This is a genomic window from Streptomyces sp. NPDC001406 (genome assembly GCF_042895285.1).
Taxonomy (GTDB): Bacteria; Actinomycetota; Actinomycetes; order Streptomycetales; family Streptomycetaceae; genus Streptomyces.
The window spans coordinates 1-16,068 of record NZ_JBIAWG010000004.1 but is presented as its reverse complement, the minus strand read 5'-3'; the positions used below and the strand labels follow the sequence as shown (position 1 = coordinate 16,068).

5 protein-coding genes and 1 pseudogene are annotated in these 16,068 nt (G+C 68.4%); 2 read left to right on the top strand and 4 right to left on the bottom strand.

Annotation, left to right across the window (positions count from 1 at the left end; translation table 11 throughout):
* Nucleotide 1 precedes the first annotated feature (1 nt).
* The 4 genes and pseudogenes from ACFY1J_RS10320 to ACFY1J_RS10305 form a co-directional block, all read right to left on the bottom strand.
* Nucleotides 2–1,312, bottom strand: coding sequence for a sensor histidine kinase (locus ACFY1J_RS10320; RefSeq protein WP_390731029.1), 1,311 nt, complete (start codon nucleotides 1,310–1,312; stop codon nucleotides 2–4).
* A 7-nt stretch (nucleotides 1,313–1,319) separates the two neighbouring features.
* A complete protein-coding gene (locus ACFY1J_RS10315) occupies nucleotides 1,320–1,973 on the bottom strand; it encodes a response regulator transcription factor (protein ID WP_390706221.1) in 654 nt (217 codons plus the stop codon).
* Between the two features lie 425 nt (nucleotides 1,974–2,398).
* Nucleotides 2,399–4,681 carry a LuxR C-terminal-related transcriptional regulator gene (locus tag ACFY1J_RS10310; protein ID WP_390706269.1) on the bottom strand — a complete coding sequence of 761 codons (2,283 nt, stop codon included), beginning with the start codon at nucleotides 4,679–4,681 and terminating at the stop codon, nucleotides 2,399–2,401.
* A gap of 129 nt (nucleotides 4,682–4,810) precedes the next feature.
* Nucleotides 4,811–5,263: pseudogene (locus tag ACFY1J_RS10305) on the bottom strand (ATP-binding protein); the annotation flags it as partial.
* Between the two features lie 570 nt (nucleotides 5,264–5,833).
* Here ACFY1J_RS10305 and ACFY1J_RS10300 point away from each other — a divergent pair.
* The gene (locus ACFY1J_RS10300; protein ID WP_390706222.1) at nucleotides 5,834–6,964 is read left to right on the top strand and encodes a ParB/RepB/Spo0J family partition protein; all 1,131 of its coding nucleotides are present in this window, start codon (nucleotides 5,834–5,836) and stop codon (nucleotides 6,962–6,964) included.
* Between the two features lie 214 nt (nucleotides 6,965–7,178).
* Nucleotides 7,179–16,068, top strand: an 8,890-nt coding sequence (locus ACFY1J_RS10295) for an amino acid adenylation domain-containing protein (RefSeq protein WP_390731028.1), incomplete at its 3' end; no start/stop codon positions are given.

The window sequence follows — 16,068 nt, the reverse complement described above, 5'->3', positions numbered from 1 at the left end:
CTCAGCCGCTCTCCGGCGTGCGTGCGAGGAGTGAGTCGCCGGTGCGCGCGTTCGGCACATACGGCGGCTGGTGACCGCGAGGACCGACGTGGGACGCGCTTGCGCGTCGCAGCGGGAAGGCGGCCACCACGTACAAACCGCCTCCCGGGCGGGCGCGCGCGGTGAGGGTGGCGCCGTGCGCGGCCGCGATGGCTCGTACGATCGACAGGCCCAGGCCGTGGTGGTCGTCGCCCGCGGTGCGGTGCAGCCGCTGGAACGGCTCGAACAGCCGGTCCACCTGCTCGGGGGAGATCTCCTGACCCGTGTTGGCGACGGACACCACCGCGCGTCCGTTCTCGACCGCCGTGCGCAACTCCAGGAGCCCGCCGGGAACGTTGTAGTCCACGGCGTTGTCCAGCAGATTGGCCACCAGGCGTTCGACGAGCGCGGAGTCCCCTGTGAGAGCTGCCGACTCGATCGACGCCTCAAGCCGCAGCCCCCGCCGCTCGATCTTCGGACGGAAGGTGTCCACCACCTGCCGGGTGAGGACCGCCAGGTCCAATCGCTCCTGGCGGTCCACACCGCGCTCGCTGCTGGACAGGGTGAGCAGTGACTCCAGCAGGCGTGCCTGCTGCTTGCTGATCGTCAGGAGACGCTCGAAGTTCTCCCGGAACGAATCCAATGTGGCGTCGCGATCGATCAGCGACTCCTCCAGCAGCGCATGTTCCAGCGTGAGCGGTGTGCGCAACTCGTGTGCCGCGTTGGCGACGAAACGCTTGTGGGAGTCGAGCGCCGTCTCCAGCCGGCCGAGCAAACCGTCGACGGTGTCGGCGAGTTCGGTCAGCTCGTCGCGCGGGCCGCCGAAGGCCAGCCGTTCGTGCACGTTGCGTGCGGAGATGCGCCGGATGGTGGAGGTCATCGTGCGCAGCGGGCGCAGCACCCGCCCGGCCACCGCCCAGCCGAGCGCGATCGAGATCACCGTGGTGATGCCCAGCGCGATCCCCGACTGGACCAACAGGTCGTGCATCTGCGCCCCGTGCTGCCGGACCGACTGCTCGCCGAACTGCCGGGCCACGCCACCGATGTCCGGCGGCAGTCCCGCAGACGGCTTGTCGGGGTCGCTGCCGGGGGATTGCGGCCCGGCGCTCTTCGACTCGACCGTGATGAAGCTGCTCGTGGCATTGCTGACGAGCAGATAGGTGATCAGCAGCAGCACCGCACCCGAGAGGACGAAGAGGAACCCGTACAGCAGGGTCAGACGCAGCCGGATCCGCTTCGGGACCAGGAGGCGATACGCGGACTGCGGGAACCTGGTCAGGACTGACAGACGCATGAGCCCCTCAAATCCGGTAGCCGCCCCTGGGAACTGTCTCGATCAACGGCGGGTCGCCCAGCTTCGACCGCAGACGGTTGATCGTGGCCTTGACGGTCGTGGTGAACGGATCCGCCGCCTCGTCCCACACCCGCTCCAGCAGTTCCTCCGCCGACACGACCCGGCCGTCGGCGCCGAGCAGATACTCCAGGACGGCGAACTCCTTGGGGTTGAGCGGCAGCCGCCCGCCCGCCCGGGTGGCGATCCGCTGGGCGGGATCGAGCCGGAGCTCGCCGCGGACGAGGACCGTCGGCAGGGCCGTGTGCGGGCGCCGGGCGATCGCACGGATGCGTGCCACCAACTCGGCGTAGGCGAAGGGCTTGGGAAGATAGTCGTCCGCGCCGATGCTGAGACCCTCGACCCGGTCGGCGATCGTGCTCGACGCGGTCAGCATCAGCACCCGGGCATGCTGTGGCTGCCGCACCAGCGCGCTGCAGACCTCGTCGCCGTGCACCTTGGGCAGGTCCCGGTCGAGGATCACGACGTCGTAGTCGATCAATGACGTGTGTTCGAGCGCGTCCATGCCGTCGTAGACGACGTCCACGGCCATGCCCTCGCGGCGCAGCACCCTGGCCACGGAATCGGCCAGTTCGACATGGTCCTCGGCCACCAGCACTCTCATCGCCCACCCCCGGCGAGTCGTGCCGCGACCGGTGGGACGGGGCGGTGGAGACAGATCACTCTGGGAAGAGTGCCCAACGCCTGGTCACAGACCGGTCACAGCTCTCGTGTCGCTATGTCGTGCGTTGTCGTGTTGGACCTTTTCGCCTCCAGACGATACCTGCCGGCCCGATGCCCGGGCCGGGAACATCCGGCTGGGCAGCGCCTTCCTGCTCGACTCGCGCCGGTCACGCTCAGCCGCCCCGAGGGCGGCTTCGGACCGCGGTGTGACCGGACGCCCCGTAGTAATGGGTTCCGGTCGACCTCCCGTCCCGGCACCAGGAGGCTCACACAGTGGCTCAGGACAGGACCGGTGTGACGCACGCCCCGGCGAGCCCGCAGGTGCGGCGCGGAGTTCCCGCCGCGCCGCACCCTGGTGGCGAGGGCTCAACAGCGCACGCGTTCCCGGGCGTCGGTGACGCCGGCACCCGGCCGCTCGTCGCCGGTCCAGTGCGCGCCGTCCGCCTCCTCCGACTGCAATCGGGCTGCCAGGTCGGTGCGCCGGACCCTCAGCTTGCGGTAGACGCGGGTCAGATGCTGCTCGACCGTACTCATCGTGATGAACAGCTTGCTCGCGATCTGCCGGTTGGTGTGCCCGCGCGCGGCGAGCTTCGCCACGCGGAGCTCGGCGTCGCTGAGCCGACCGACGAGCTCGGGGTGGACGCCGCGTGTCCACGTCCGGTCGGCGAAGGAAACCGCCGCCCTGTCGCCGTTCGCCGGACCTTCCGGTTCCGCCGGCTGTATGCCGCACTCGCGCATCAGCTGCTGCGCCTGGCGCGCCAGCGTCCGCGATCCCCCTTCGTCCCCCAGATCCCGGTAGGCACCGGCCAGATCGTGCATCGCACGGGCCAGCTCCAGTCGGTGCCCCCGCTCCCGGAGGATCTCCACGGCCTCTCCGAGGAGGTTCGGCCGCTGCGGCGGCTCGACGGTGGCGGCGAGCATGCGCAGGCAGACGCCCCGCGTCCAGGGGCGCCCGGTGCCCACGCGGGAGAGCTGTTCCTGCGCCAGCGCACGCGCACGGCCGCCGTCCCCCAGCGACAGATAGACCTCGGCCGCGTCGGTCCGCCAGGGCACCAGCCCGGGCAGATCGAGATCCCAGCGGGCCATCAGCTCCCCGCACGCATGGAAGTCGTCGAGCGCGGGGTACGGATGTCCGGCCGCAAGGCGGTACTGACCGCGCGCCCGGAGATAGAGCAGCCCGGCCGGGGTCTGGAACGCGGCCTCGGGCACGGGGATGCTGAGCTGCGCGGCCGCCTCGTCGAGTCGCCCCAGCGCCGTCTTCGCCTGCAGGAAGGAGGCGACCGGCAGCGCGACGGCCGCTCCCCAGGCCTCCGGGGAGACCAGGGTGAGTGCGGTACGAGCCGCCTCCTCGGCCGCCTCCAGTCGGCCCAGCCTGATCTCGATGAGGGCCTTGACCGACGCGAACAGCGCCTGCCACATGGGGACTCGGCGTTCCGTGGCCTCCGCCAGGAACGTGTCGCACCAGAAGGCCGCTCGGATCAGGCCGTCGGCGAGCACGAGCGAGCCCAGGGCCGTCAGGACGGACGCCAGGACGTCGTCGTCCAGCCGGGCTCCCTGGAGTATCTGCTCCGTCCGGACCACCACGTCGTCGCTCGCCCTGCGGCCGAACACCGAGCCCAGCAGATCCCCGACTCGTCGCACCGTGCTCTGTGCCGGGGCCAGGGCCGGTGCGGAGCCCTGCTGAGGTCCGCCGGGTACGGCGGAGCGGACGGTGCCCCGCAGGCCCGGGTAGCCGTAGGCCATCCAGAGCCGGACGCGGTCGGACGACTGCGGTTCCCATGGCTCCGCCGACGGTCCGGCCGGCGCGGTGCCGTGCCTGCCCAGGGTGTCGAAGACCGCGAGTGCCTCGTCCACCTGACCGAACCAGAGGAGGTAGCCGATCAGGGCGTGGGTGTGGCCGGCCGGGAGGCGGCCGGTGAGTGCGGCGGCGGTGAGTTCGGGCAGATGCGCGGCCGCGGCGGACGGGTTGACCCGCCAGCCCGCACGGGCCAGCCCGATTCTGATCGCCAGCGCGTCCCGCTCGTCGGTGCAGATGTCGCGTGCCACACGCAGACAGTCGAGGGCCAGGTCGACATCGTCCTCGGCCAGCGCCCGGTCCGCCGCCTCCAGCAAGGTGGGCAGCAGCCACGGAGCCTCACCGGGCTTGACCGCGGCGATCAGATGGCGCGCCACGTCGGTCGCCGCGTTGCCGTGGTCGTGGAGCACCTGGGCCACACATGTCTCCACCTGGGAGCGCTGAGCGGCATCCATGCTCTGCAGTACCGCGTCGCGGGCCGCCTCGTGCCGGAACCAGCCGGAGTGCAGCAGGCCCGTCTCGGCGAGCGCGCCCAGGTGGCGCTGGGCGGAGTCCGAGTCGATGCCGAGTACGTCGGCAAGCTCGGCCGGCGAAGCGTGCGGGCCCAGCACCGCCAGCGCGCACGCGGTGTTCCTGAGCGATGTGTCGATGCGGTACAGGCACGTCGTCACGGCCTGTTCGAAGAAGGCACCCGGCACCGGCTCGACGGCGCCCGCCCCGGCCGCGGTGCTGTAGTCGTCGATCAGCGACCGCAGCAGCAGTGGGTTGCCGCCGCTGATCCGATGGAAGTCCCTCCAGTGGAAGTCCCCGGGGAACGAGCGGGCCGGCCACTCGTCCCGGGCGGACTGGATCATCTCCGTCACTCCGCGCCACGAGAGGAGATCGAGCCGGATACTCCGACAGCCGGGCAGTCGTAACAGCTCGGCCCGTGAGTGAAGATTTCCGGAAGGCACGCTGTTGCTCTCTCCGAGTACCACGAGTACCCGGCTGATCGCGATTCGCCGTGCCAGATAAAGCACGCATTCCATGGACTGTCCATCGGCATGATGGCTGTCATCAATGGTCAGTACCAGTGGAGTTTTCTTGGCTTTCGCCAAAAGAATTCCGCACAGCCGTGAAATGACATCCGGTGATGCCTGCGGAGCGCCTGCCGCCAGTTCGAGCAACTCGGTCGTGCGCGCGTCCTCCGTCGCCGGCAGATTCGCGCCGAGGAGCAGTTGCTCCATTACACCCAGCGGTAGGTCACGTTCCGCACTCGAGGCCGTGGCCTGGAGGAACAGTGCACCCGAGGCGGCGGCGCGCTCCCTGAAACTGTGCAGCAGCGCCGTCTTCCCGCTTGTCGCCGGTCCGCTGACAAACACCACTCCGCCGTGCCCCGCAATGCATGCGTCAAGCATGTCCTCCATGATTGTTAATTGTTTGTCGCGTTCAACCATCCTCATTTACGAGTCCCCCGTCGTAACCACCCTGACGCCTGATCGTCGGACAGCGATCCACGGAACCGAAGCCAACTATCGGATTCGGCTATGTCTGACTCGATTCTGCCACAGCGAATAGACGACTACCACAAGGATACGACATGTGCTTGCTGCATAAATGCAGTTGGTGTCGGTCTGTTTGATGAGCGGATTACATCGATCCGAATGGGATCGCGGGCCTGTGCTGCCATCACGCACGGTGAGCGGACACCCGGCTCCACCCGGGAGTCGTGTTCCATGCGCCACTCGTTCATCGTGCGCCTCGTCATGCTCAACCTGGGCCCCGATTGATCAGAAACGCCCCGGAGTCGATAGGGGCGGTAGGGGGGTACTCCGGCCAGTTGTGACTGGGGTACAAAAATCAAGTAATTGGAGATGTGTGCCAACGAATGGGCTGAGCAGCAGCCTTCGGATTCAGCACGGCCGACGACGGGGCTGATGTGTCTTGTACACGTCACATATGCCTGTCGGCGCAGTGGAGACGTGGACGGGCGCGGATGAATCCGAACGGGCAACGGGGAGCTGCAGTTGAAACCTGAGCACGCGCAATTCGATCAGAACACAGTCGTCGAGGTGGAGATCAGCTTGCTCTCGACGACCTACTCACCTCGCAGCTGCGGAACGGACCCGGAGCATGTGGAGGCGCTGGTCGTGGCAGAGACGACCCTGCCCCCGATCATCGTGCACCGGGCCACGATGCGCGTCATCGACGGCCTGCACCGGTTGCGGGCCGCCGAACGGCGTGGTCAGGAAAAGATCGCGGTCCGATTCTTCGACGGCACCGAATCCGATGCCTTTGTCCTGGCAGTGGAATCCAACATCGCGCATGGTCTCCCCCTGACGATGACGGACCGAAAACGCGCGGCCGGCCGCATCGTCACCTCCCACCCGCACTGGTCGGACCGGATGATCGCCTCGGTGACCGGCCTCGCCCCCGGAACCATCGCCGAGCTGCGCAGAAAATCACCGGGCGGACCGAACGCACAGGCGAGCCGGCTCGGCAAGGACGGCCGGGTCCGTCCACTCAACAGCACCGAGGGGCGCAGGCTCGCCAGCGAACTCATCGCCCAGGAACCAGGCCTGTCCCTACGCCAGATCGCCCGCGCGGCCGCCATATCGCCGGAGACCGCACGGGATGTCAGAAACCGAATGAGCCGCGGCGAAGATCCGCTGCGTATATCAAGCCGCAGAAGAAGCACGGAACAGGCATCCACAAACACACCGATCGCCCCCGGCACGACGACCGCAACCACCGCGACTCCCGCGTCGACCGACCGAACGCCGGTACAGAACCGCACCGCGGCCGTGGAACGCCTCAAGGCGGACCCGGCCCTGCGGTTCAGCGAGACCGGTCGCGCGCTGCTGCGGCTGCTCAACATCCATGCCATGAGCACTGAGGAGTGGCAAGAGATCATCGACAACGTCCCGTCGCACTGCGGCGGCATCGTGGCTGATCTGGCCAGTGAATGCGCGGGGATGTGGGCGGAACTCGTGCTCCGGGTGGAACGCAGGATGGCCGAAACACACAGCACGCCTCCGGCGCGTCCAAGCGTGGAATCCGGCCAGTTGGACACCGTGCCGACCAGGCGTGTCAGCCGCCAGGGCCGGCACGGCGGGCCGCCGGAGCACAGATACTCCGAGCCGGAGATCCGGGCATAGGAATGCCGCGTAATCGACCGTAGGAAAGCTGTATAGGGCTGTATGGAGCTGTGCAGCCGGGCAGTCGACAGGAACGGAGACAGAGTCGCCTCCGTATTCTTCGGCCGATTCACCCTTGCCCAAAACCGGATGACGTCATGGTCCGATTCTTAATTCCGCAGTAGTGGTAGCGGGTTGTGTTCTGTAGCGGGTTGTCTTCTATTGAAGGGGAACGATGAACGGCCACGCCGGTCACATCAATGTCGGTCAGCGCGTCGAAATATTCGGTGAGATCGACAGTGCAACCTTCGAGTTGGCGCTCAGGCAGGTCGTCACGCAGGCCATCGGTCCAGTCCCCGACTGGCACCTCCAGGCCGTCGACCTCACTGGCGAGAGCGACCCGCGCGGCGTCGCCGAGATGCTGATGCAGGCGGAACTGCAGCAGGTCAAGGAGCCCGCCGGCAACCGGCTTTTCTCATTCGGCCTTTTCAAGATTTCCCAGGAACGCCATATCTGGTTCCTCTGCTACAACCAGTTGCTGCTGGACTCCTCTGACTCTGGGTCTGGCTCTGGGTCTGGCTCTGGGTGCTTGCTGATCGCGCGCCGAGTCGCGGAGACCTACACGGACCTCCTTCGCCGGGAGCCCACCAACGCACCGAGGCCCGCCTCGTGGAGCACCCCGAGGGAACAGGGCACCTTCCAGGGGGACTCCGAGCCCTACGCACATGACCCGCGGCCCGGTACCCCCGTCCTGCGGGAGACCGGCCTCGTACCGCCGGCCACGGTGGCGACGCTCCGTACGGCGACACCCCAAGGCGAGACACGCTGGTCCAGCCTCATCGTCGCGGCGGTCGCGTCCTTCATGAGCCGGACGACAGGATCGCGTGCGGATGTCGTCCCGTATGTGAGCATCACGCCGATCGATGAGGAGCTCCGCTTCGGGGACCACGGCTGCGTCGTGGATCACCTGCCGGTTCGGCAGGTCGCGGAGTTCGCTGTGCGCGTGAGCGACTGGTCGATCGAGACCGGTGTACGGGTCACCGTGGACGCCAACTCCGACCGCTACGACGCCGACTGGGCCCGCGCGGCCCACCGCTGCATCGTGGGCTTCCTGGAGCAGGTTGCTGCCGACTCGTGCCTTGGGCTCAGCGAGGTTGATGTGCTGGGTGGGGTGGAGCGGTCTGTGGTGGTGGGGGAGTGGAATGCGACGGCGCGGTCGGTGTCGGTGGGTTCGGTGTTGGACCTTGTTGGGGCGCGGGTTGGGGTTGCGCCGGGTGTGGTTGCGGTGCGGTGTGGGGCCGAGGTGGTCTCGTATGGGGAGTTGGAGGTTCGGGCGAATCGGTTGGCTCGGTATTTGATCGGGTTGGGGGTTGGTCCGGAGTCGCGGGTTGGTCTGTGTCTGCCGCGTGGTGTCGAGATGGTTGTCGGCGAGTTGGCGGTGTGGAAGGCGGGCGGTGCGTTTGTGCCGCTGGATCGGGAGTATCCGGCGGATCGGTTGGCGTTCATGGTCGCCGACAGTGGTGCAGCCGTGGTGCTGAGCACGTCCGAGGCGGTGGACGGGCTCGCGCTGGGCGCGGAGCATGTGCTGCTGCTCGATGAGGTGGCGGACGCGATTGCCGCGGAGTCCGGGGAATCGCTGGGGTCGTCGCCGGAGCTCGACCAGCTGGCGTATGTCATCTACACGTCCGGGTCGACGGGGCGCCCGAAGGGTGTTGCTGTTGCACACCGCGGCCTGGTGAATCTGGCGGAGGCCATGCGGCCGGTGCTGGGTGTGGATGAGGGTGTCACCGCGTTGCAGTTTGCGTCGTTCAGCTTCGATGCGGCGGTTCTGGATGTGGTGGTGACGCTGGCTGCGGGTGGGACGCTGGCGATTGCCGGGAGTGAGGAGCGTACGGATCCTGCGGTGTTGGCGGAGATGATTCGTGCGGCGGGTGTGTCGGTGGCGAGTGTGGTGCCGTCGTTGCTCGGGGTGTTGGACCCGGTGTCGGTGCCCGGGGTGTCCAACTGGGTGTTGGGTGCTGAGCGGTTGAGTGCCGACCTGGCCGCACGCTGGCGGGGGCAGGCGCGGGTGTGGAACACCTATGGCCCGACCGAGGCGACGGTCATCACCACCGTCACACCGCTCGGTGAGGGCATCACCTCGCAGGACGCACCGCCCGCGATCGGCCGACCGCTACCCAACACCCATGTGTACGTGCTGGATGAGTTCCTGAGGCCGGTGCCGGTTGGTGTCGTGGGCGAGCTGTACATCGCGGGCTCCGGTCTGGCACGGGGATATGTGGGACGTGCGGATCTGACTGCGGAGCGGTTCGTGGCCTGCCCGTTCGTACCGGGGCAGCGGATGTACCGTTCCGGCGACCTGGCCCGCTGGTCGGCAGATGGGCAACTGCACTTCGCGGGTCGGGCGGACGAGCAGGTCAAGATCCGCGGCTTCCGCATCGAACTGGGCGAGGTCGAGGCCGTGTTGGCCTCCCATCCCGAGGTCGGCCAAGTCGCCGTCGTGGTCCATGAGGACCAGCGGAGCGAGAAGCGGCTGATCGCCTACGTCGTTCCTGCCCATGATGGACTCGACAGCGCTGTGCTGCGGGAGTTCGCGGCCAATCGCTTGCCCGAGTACATGGTTCCGTCGGCCGTGGTGGTGTTGGAGGCACTGCCGTTGACGGTCAACGGCAAGCTCGACCGTGCCGCCCTGCCCGCGCCCGACCTGTCCGGCCGCGGCGAGGGCCGTGCCCCGGCCACGCGCGACGAGGAGCTGTTCTGCCGGCTGTTCGCCGAGGTGCTGGGCCTTGAGCGGGTGGGCGTCGAGGACAGTTTCTTCGAGCTGGGCGGCGATTCGATTCTGTCGATGCTGTTGGTCTCCAGTGCCCGGCGGGCCGGCGTGGCGATCAGCACTCGCGAGGTGTTCGAGCTGCGCACCCCGGCCGCGGTGGCCGCGGTGGCCGTTCCCTTGACCGACGGCGCCTCGGTCGGTGAGATGGTCGCTGCCACGGGTGAGGTGCCCCTGACGCCGGTGATGCACGAGCTGCTGGCGCGGGTGAGCCCGGAGGATCTGGGTGAGGTGTACCAGTCGGCTCTGGTGTCAGTGCCGACCGGCCTGGATCTGGCAGTGCTGGTGGATGCCGTGCAGGCGCTGGTGGGCCGGCATGAGGCTTTGCGGGCGCGGCTGGAGACCGGGCCCTGGCGGCTGGTGGTGCCCGAGGCGGGCGCCGTGAAAGTCGACTCGTGGGTCCGGCGGGTCGATACGAGTGGCTTGGACGACGCGGGGCGGACGCGCCTGATCGAGGAGCAGACGCAGGCGGCCGTCGGGCGGCTCGACCCTCTTGCCGGGGTGATGGTGCAGGCGGTGTGGTTCGACGCCGGAGCTGACGCCGGTGGTCGGCTGCTGTTGGTGGTCGATCACCTTGTGGTGGACGGCGTCTCGTGGCGTGTCCTGCTGCCGGATCTGGCCGAGGCCTATGCGGCATTGGCGAGTGGCACGCAGCCCGAGCCCGGGTCGGTACCGATCCCGTTCCGGCACTGGGCGCAGGAGTTGGCAGCTCAGGCCCACGCCGAGGAACGGGTGGCGGAACTTCAGGCGTGGACGGAACTGGTGCAGGGCGGCGATGCGCTGCTGACGGACCGGCCGCTGAACGAGGACCTGAACCGAGGTGCCGAGGTCCGGCGGGTGACGGTCACTGTGCCGGCGGGGGTCACGTCGGCGTTGCTGACCGGTGTGCCTGCGGCCTTCCATGCGGGGGTCGACGATGTGCTGCTTGCCGGTCTGGCGGGGGCTCTGGGTGAGCGTTTCGGCCGCGGTCGGGGACTTGAGGGCGGTGCCCTGATCGATGTTGAGGGACATGGCCGCAAGGCTTTGGTCGAGGGGATGGATCTGTCGCGGACGGTGGGCTGGTTCACCAGTGTGCATCCGGTGCGGGTGGATGCGGCGGGTGTGGATCTGGCCGATGTCGTGGCGGGTGGTTCGGCTGCGGGTGTGCTGCTGAAGCGGGTCAAGGAGCAGGTGAGGGCGGTGCCGGGGGACGGGCTGGGCTATGGCCTGCTCCGCCACCTCAACCCGGAGACCGCCTCGGAGCTGGCGGCACTGCCGTCCGCGCAGGTCGGCTTCAACTACCTCGGCCGCTTCGTCGCTCGTGACGAGGAATGGCAGCTGGCCGAGGACGGGCTGGGTGAGGGTATCGCCGCCCAGGCGCCGGTGATGCACGCCTTGGAGGCGGAGGCGCTGGTTCAGGACCGTTCTGGTGGTCCGGTGTTGGTGTTGAGTGTGGCGTGGCCGGGTCGGTTGTTGGGTGAGGCGGAGGCGTGGGGGTTGGTGGAGGGCTGGGCGGCGATGCTGTCCGGTCTGGCCGCGCATGTCGCTGATGGGTCCGCCGGCGGATTCACGCCTTCTGATTTTGCGTTGGTGGCGTTGGAGCAGGCGCGGGTGGAGGAGTTGGAGGCGGCGCATCCGGGGCTGGTGGATGTGTTGCCGGTGGCGCCGTTGCAGGAGGGTCTGCTCTTTCATGCCTTGTATGACGAGCAGGGCACGGATGTGTATGTCGAGCAGATGCTGTTGGACCTGGAGGGGCCGCTGGATGCGGTGGTGTTGCGGGGGTCGTGGCAGGCGTTGATCGACCGGCATCCGAGTCTGCGTGCGGGTTTCCGGCAGCTTGCCGGTGTGGTTGAGCCGGTGCAGGTGGTGGTGGAGCGGGTCCAGTTGCCGTGGAGTGAGGAGGACCTGTCCGGGCTTGGGGCGGTGGAAGCCCAGGCGGTGTTGGAGGGGTTGGAGGTTGCGGAGCGGGCGCGGCGGTTCGATCTGGCACAGCCGCCGTTGCTGCGGGTGCTGCTGGTCAAGCTGGGCGAACAGCGCCACCGCATGGTCGTAACCCTGCACCACATCGTGCTGGACGGGTGGTCCCTGCCGATCCTGATGCGCGAGCTGTGGGCGGTCTACGAGGCTGGTGGGCATGCAGGTGGGCTGCCTCCGGTGCGTGGGCACCGGGAGCATCTGGCATGGCTGGCGAGGCAGGACAAGTCCGCCGCACGCGACGCCTGGCAGCAGGCCCTAACCGGTGCCGAGGAGCCCACACTGGTGGCGCCGCACGCACCCGAAGCGGCGGGGGACACCGGCCAGGTGGTCATCGCGCCGGACGAGGAGCTGACCGGTGCGCTCGAAGAGGCGGCTCGCCGGCATGACCTCACACTGAACACCTTGGTGCAGGGCGCCTGGGCGATAGTCGTGGGCAAGCTGACGTCCCGCCGCGACGTGGTGTTCGGCGCCACAGTGGCGGGTCGGCCCGCCGAGCTGTCGGGCATGCAGGACATGCTGGGGCTTTTCATCAACACCATTCCGGTACGGGTGCGGCTGGACCCGGCGCAGACCGTCGCCGACATGCTGGGCGAGCTGCAGGCGCAGCAGTCCGCGCTGCTGGATCACCAGCACTTGAGCCTGAGCGAGATCCAGCGAATCGCGGGGCCGGGCGCCACTTTCGACACCCTCATGGCATTCGAGAACTACCGGGCCGGCCAGAGCATCCCTCCCGCGCCACTGCGGCTTTCCAAGACCGGTGTGCGGGAGTCGACCAACTACCCGTTGACCCTGGGCGTGGAGCCGATCGGCGGGCTCAGGCTCCGCCTCGACCATCGCCGGGACGTCTTCGACACCGAGGCCGCTCAGACCCTGGCCGACCGGCTGTTGCGGGTGCTGGAGCAGGTTGCTGCCGACTCGTGCCTTGGGCTCAGCGAGGTTGATGTGCTGGGTGGGGTGGAGCGGTCTGTGGTGGTGGGGGAGTGGAATGCGACGGCGCGGTCGGTGTCGGTGGGTTCGGTGTTGGACCTTGTTGGGGCGCGGGTTGGGGTTGCGCCGGGTGTGGTTGCGGTGCGGTGTGGGGCCGAGGTGGTCTCGTATGGGGAGTTGGAGGTTCGGGCGAATCGGTTGGCTCGGTATTTGATCGGGTTGGGGGTTGGTCCGGAGTCGCGGGTTGGTCTGTGTCTGCCGCGTGGTGTCGAGATGGTTGTCGGCGAGTTGGCGGTGTGGAAGGCGGGCGGTGCGTTTGTGCCGCTGGATCGGGAGTATCCGGCGGATCGGTTGGCGTTCATGGTCGCCGACAGTGGGGCAGCCGTGGTGCTGAGCACTTCCGAGGCACTGGATGGGCTGACACTGGAGGCCCTCCACGTGGTGCTGCTGGATGAGGCCGCGGAGGCCATTGCCCAGGAGTCGGCAGAGGCTCCGAGCGTGTCGCTGACGGACGACCAGCTGGCGTATGTCATCTACACGTCCGGGTCGACGGGACGCCCGAAGGGTGTTGCGGTTACGCACCGCGGCCTGGTGAATCTGGCGGAGGCCATGCGGCCGGTGCTGGGTGTGGATGAGGGTGTCACCGCGTTGCAGTTCGCGTCGTTCAGCTTCGATGCGGCGGTGCTGGATGTGGTGGTGACGCTGGCTGCGGGTGGGACGCTGGCGATTGCCGGGAGTGAGGAGCGTACGGATCCTGCGGTGTTGGCGGAGATGATTCGTGCGGCGGGTGTGTCGGTGGCGAGTGTGGTGCCGTCGTTGCTCGGGGTGTTGGACCCGGTGTCGGTGCCCGGGGTGTCCAACTGGGTGTTGGGTGCTGAGCGGTTGAGTGCCGACCTGGCCGCACGCTGGCGGGGACAGGCGCGGGTGTGGAACACCTATGGCCCGACCGAGGCCACGGTCATCACCACCGTCACACCGCTCGGCGAGGGCATCACCTCGCAGGACGCACCGCCCGCCATCGGCCGACCCCTCGCCAACACCCAGATGTACGTGCTGGACGACTTCCTCCAGCCCGCGCCCATCGGAACTGTGGGCGAGGTCTACATCGCCGGGGTGGGGCTGGCTCGGGGCTACGTAGGCCGTCCGGGGCAGACGGCGGAGCGGTTCGTGGCCTGCCCGTTCGTACCGGGGCAGCGGATGTACCGTTCCGGCGACCTGGCCCGCTGGTCGGCAGATGGGCAACTGCACTTCGCGGGTCGGGCGGACGAGCAGGTCAAGATCCGCGGCTTCCGCATCGAACTGGGCGAGATCACCTCAGTCATCGCCGGGCACGGGCGGGTCGGCCAGGCGGCGGTTGTCGTGCGCGAGGACCAACTGGGCGAGCAGCGGCTGGTCGCCTATGTGGTGCCGGCCGCCGGTAGTGGCGAGGTCGATGTCGCGCAGCTCAGGGGGTACGCGGCTGACCGTCTGCCTGAGTACATGGTTCCGTCCGCGGTGGTGGTGCTGGATGCGCTGCCGTTGACCGTCAACGGCAAGCTCGACCGTGCCGCCCTGCCCGCGCCCGACCTGTCTGGCCGTAGCGAGGGCCGTGCCCCGGCCACAGCGCTTGAGGAGCTACTGTGCGGCCTGTTCGCCGAGGTGCTGGGTCTTGAGCGGGTGGGCGTCGAAGACAGCTTCTTCGAACTGGGCGGCGATTCGATTCTGTCGATGCTGCTGGTCTCCAGCGCGCGGCGGGCCGGCGTGGTGATCACGTCTCGGCAGGTGTTCGAGCGGCGCACTCCCGAGGGGCTTGCGGCTGTCGTCGGCGTGGCCGAAGAACTCGTGCCGAGCCGCGCTGTGTCTGGCGTCGGCGATATACCGGTGACCCCGGTGATGCACGAAGTTCTCGACCGGGTCGGGGCCGAGCGGGTGAGAGAGGTCGTTCAGTCGGCTCTGGTGACGGCGCCGAAGGGAACGGACTTCGCTGTTCTCACAGGTGCGTTGCGTGCTGTGGTGGATCGGCATGAGGCTTTGCGGGCGCGGCTGGAGACCGGGCCTTGGCGGCTGGTGGTGCCGGAGACGGACACTCTCGCGGTCGATGCGTGGGTCCGGCGGGTGCCTGCGGTTGGCCTCGACGATGAGGAACTGACCCGGCTGATCGAGGAGCAGGCGCAGTCGGCCGTCGCGCGGCTCGACCCTCTTGCCGGGGTGATGGTGCAGGCGGTGTGGTTCGACGCCGGGCCCGAGGCCGTTGGGCGGTTGCTGCTCGTGGCCAACCACCTGGTGATCGACACCGTTTCCTGGCAAGTGTTGCTCCCGGATCTTGCCGAGGCCTATGACGCTTTGGCCGGTGGCGGCCAGCCTGAGTTGGGGTCGGTGCCGATCTCGTTCCGGCACTGGGCGCAGGAGTTGGCCGCTCAGGCCCACGCCGAGGAACGGGTGGCGGAACTTCCGGCGTGGAGCGCTCTGTTGGAGGGCCCGCGGGCACCGCTGACTGACGAGCCCGTGGACCCGGCCCGGGACCTTGACTCCACCGTGCGGCGGGTGACGGTCACTGTGCCGGCGGGGGTCACGTCGGCGTTGCTGACCGGTGTGCCTGCGGCCTTCCATGCGGGGGTCGACGATGTGCTGCTTGCCGGTCTGGCGGGGGCTCTGGGTGAGCGTTTCGGCCGCGGTCGGGGACTTGAGGGCGGTGCCCTGATCGATGTTGAGGGACATGGCCGCAAGGCTTTGGTCGAGGGGATGGATCTGTCGCGGACGGTGGGCTGGTTCACCAGTGTGCATCCGGTGCGGGTGGATGCGGCGGGTGTGGATCTGGCCGATGTCGTGGCGGGTGGTTCGGCTGCGGGTGTGCTGCTGAAGCGGGTCAAGGAGCAGGTGAGGGCGGTGCCGGGGGACGGGCTGGGCTATGGCCTGCTCCGCCACCTCAACCCGGATACGGCTGACGTCCTGGCGGTACTTCCCTCGGCTCAGATCGGCTTCAACTACCTGGGCCGCGTCGCCGCCGTGCGAGCCGCACAAGGGCTGGACCGGGACTGGACACCGGTCCATGACAGCGAGCCCGGCGAGGGTGTGAGCGGAGAGTTTCCCGTACTCCACGCCTTGGAGGCGGAGGCGCTGGTTCAGGACCGTTCTGGTGGTCCGGTGTTGGTGTTGAGTGTGGCGTGGCCGGGTCGGTTGTTGGGTGAGGCGGAGGCGTGGGGGTTGGTGGAGGGCTGGGCGGCGATGCTGTCCGGTCTGGCCGCGCATGCCGCTGATGGGTCCGCCGGCGGATTCACGCCTTCTGATTTTGCGTTGGTGGCGTTGGAGCAGGCGCGGGTGGAGGAGTTGGAGGCGGCGTGTCCGGGGCTGGTGGATGTGTTGCCGGTGGCGCCGTTGCAGGAGGGTCTGCTCTTTCATGCCTTGTATGACGAGCAGGGCACGGATGTGTATGTCG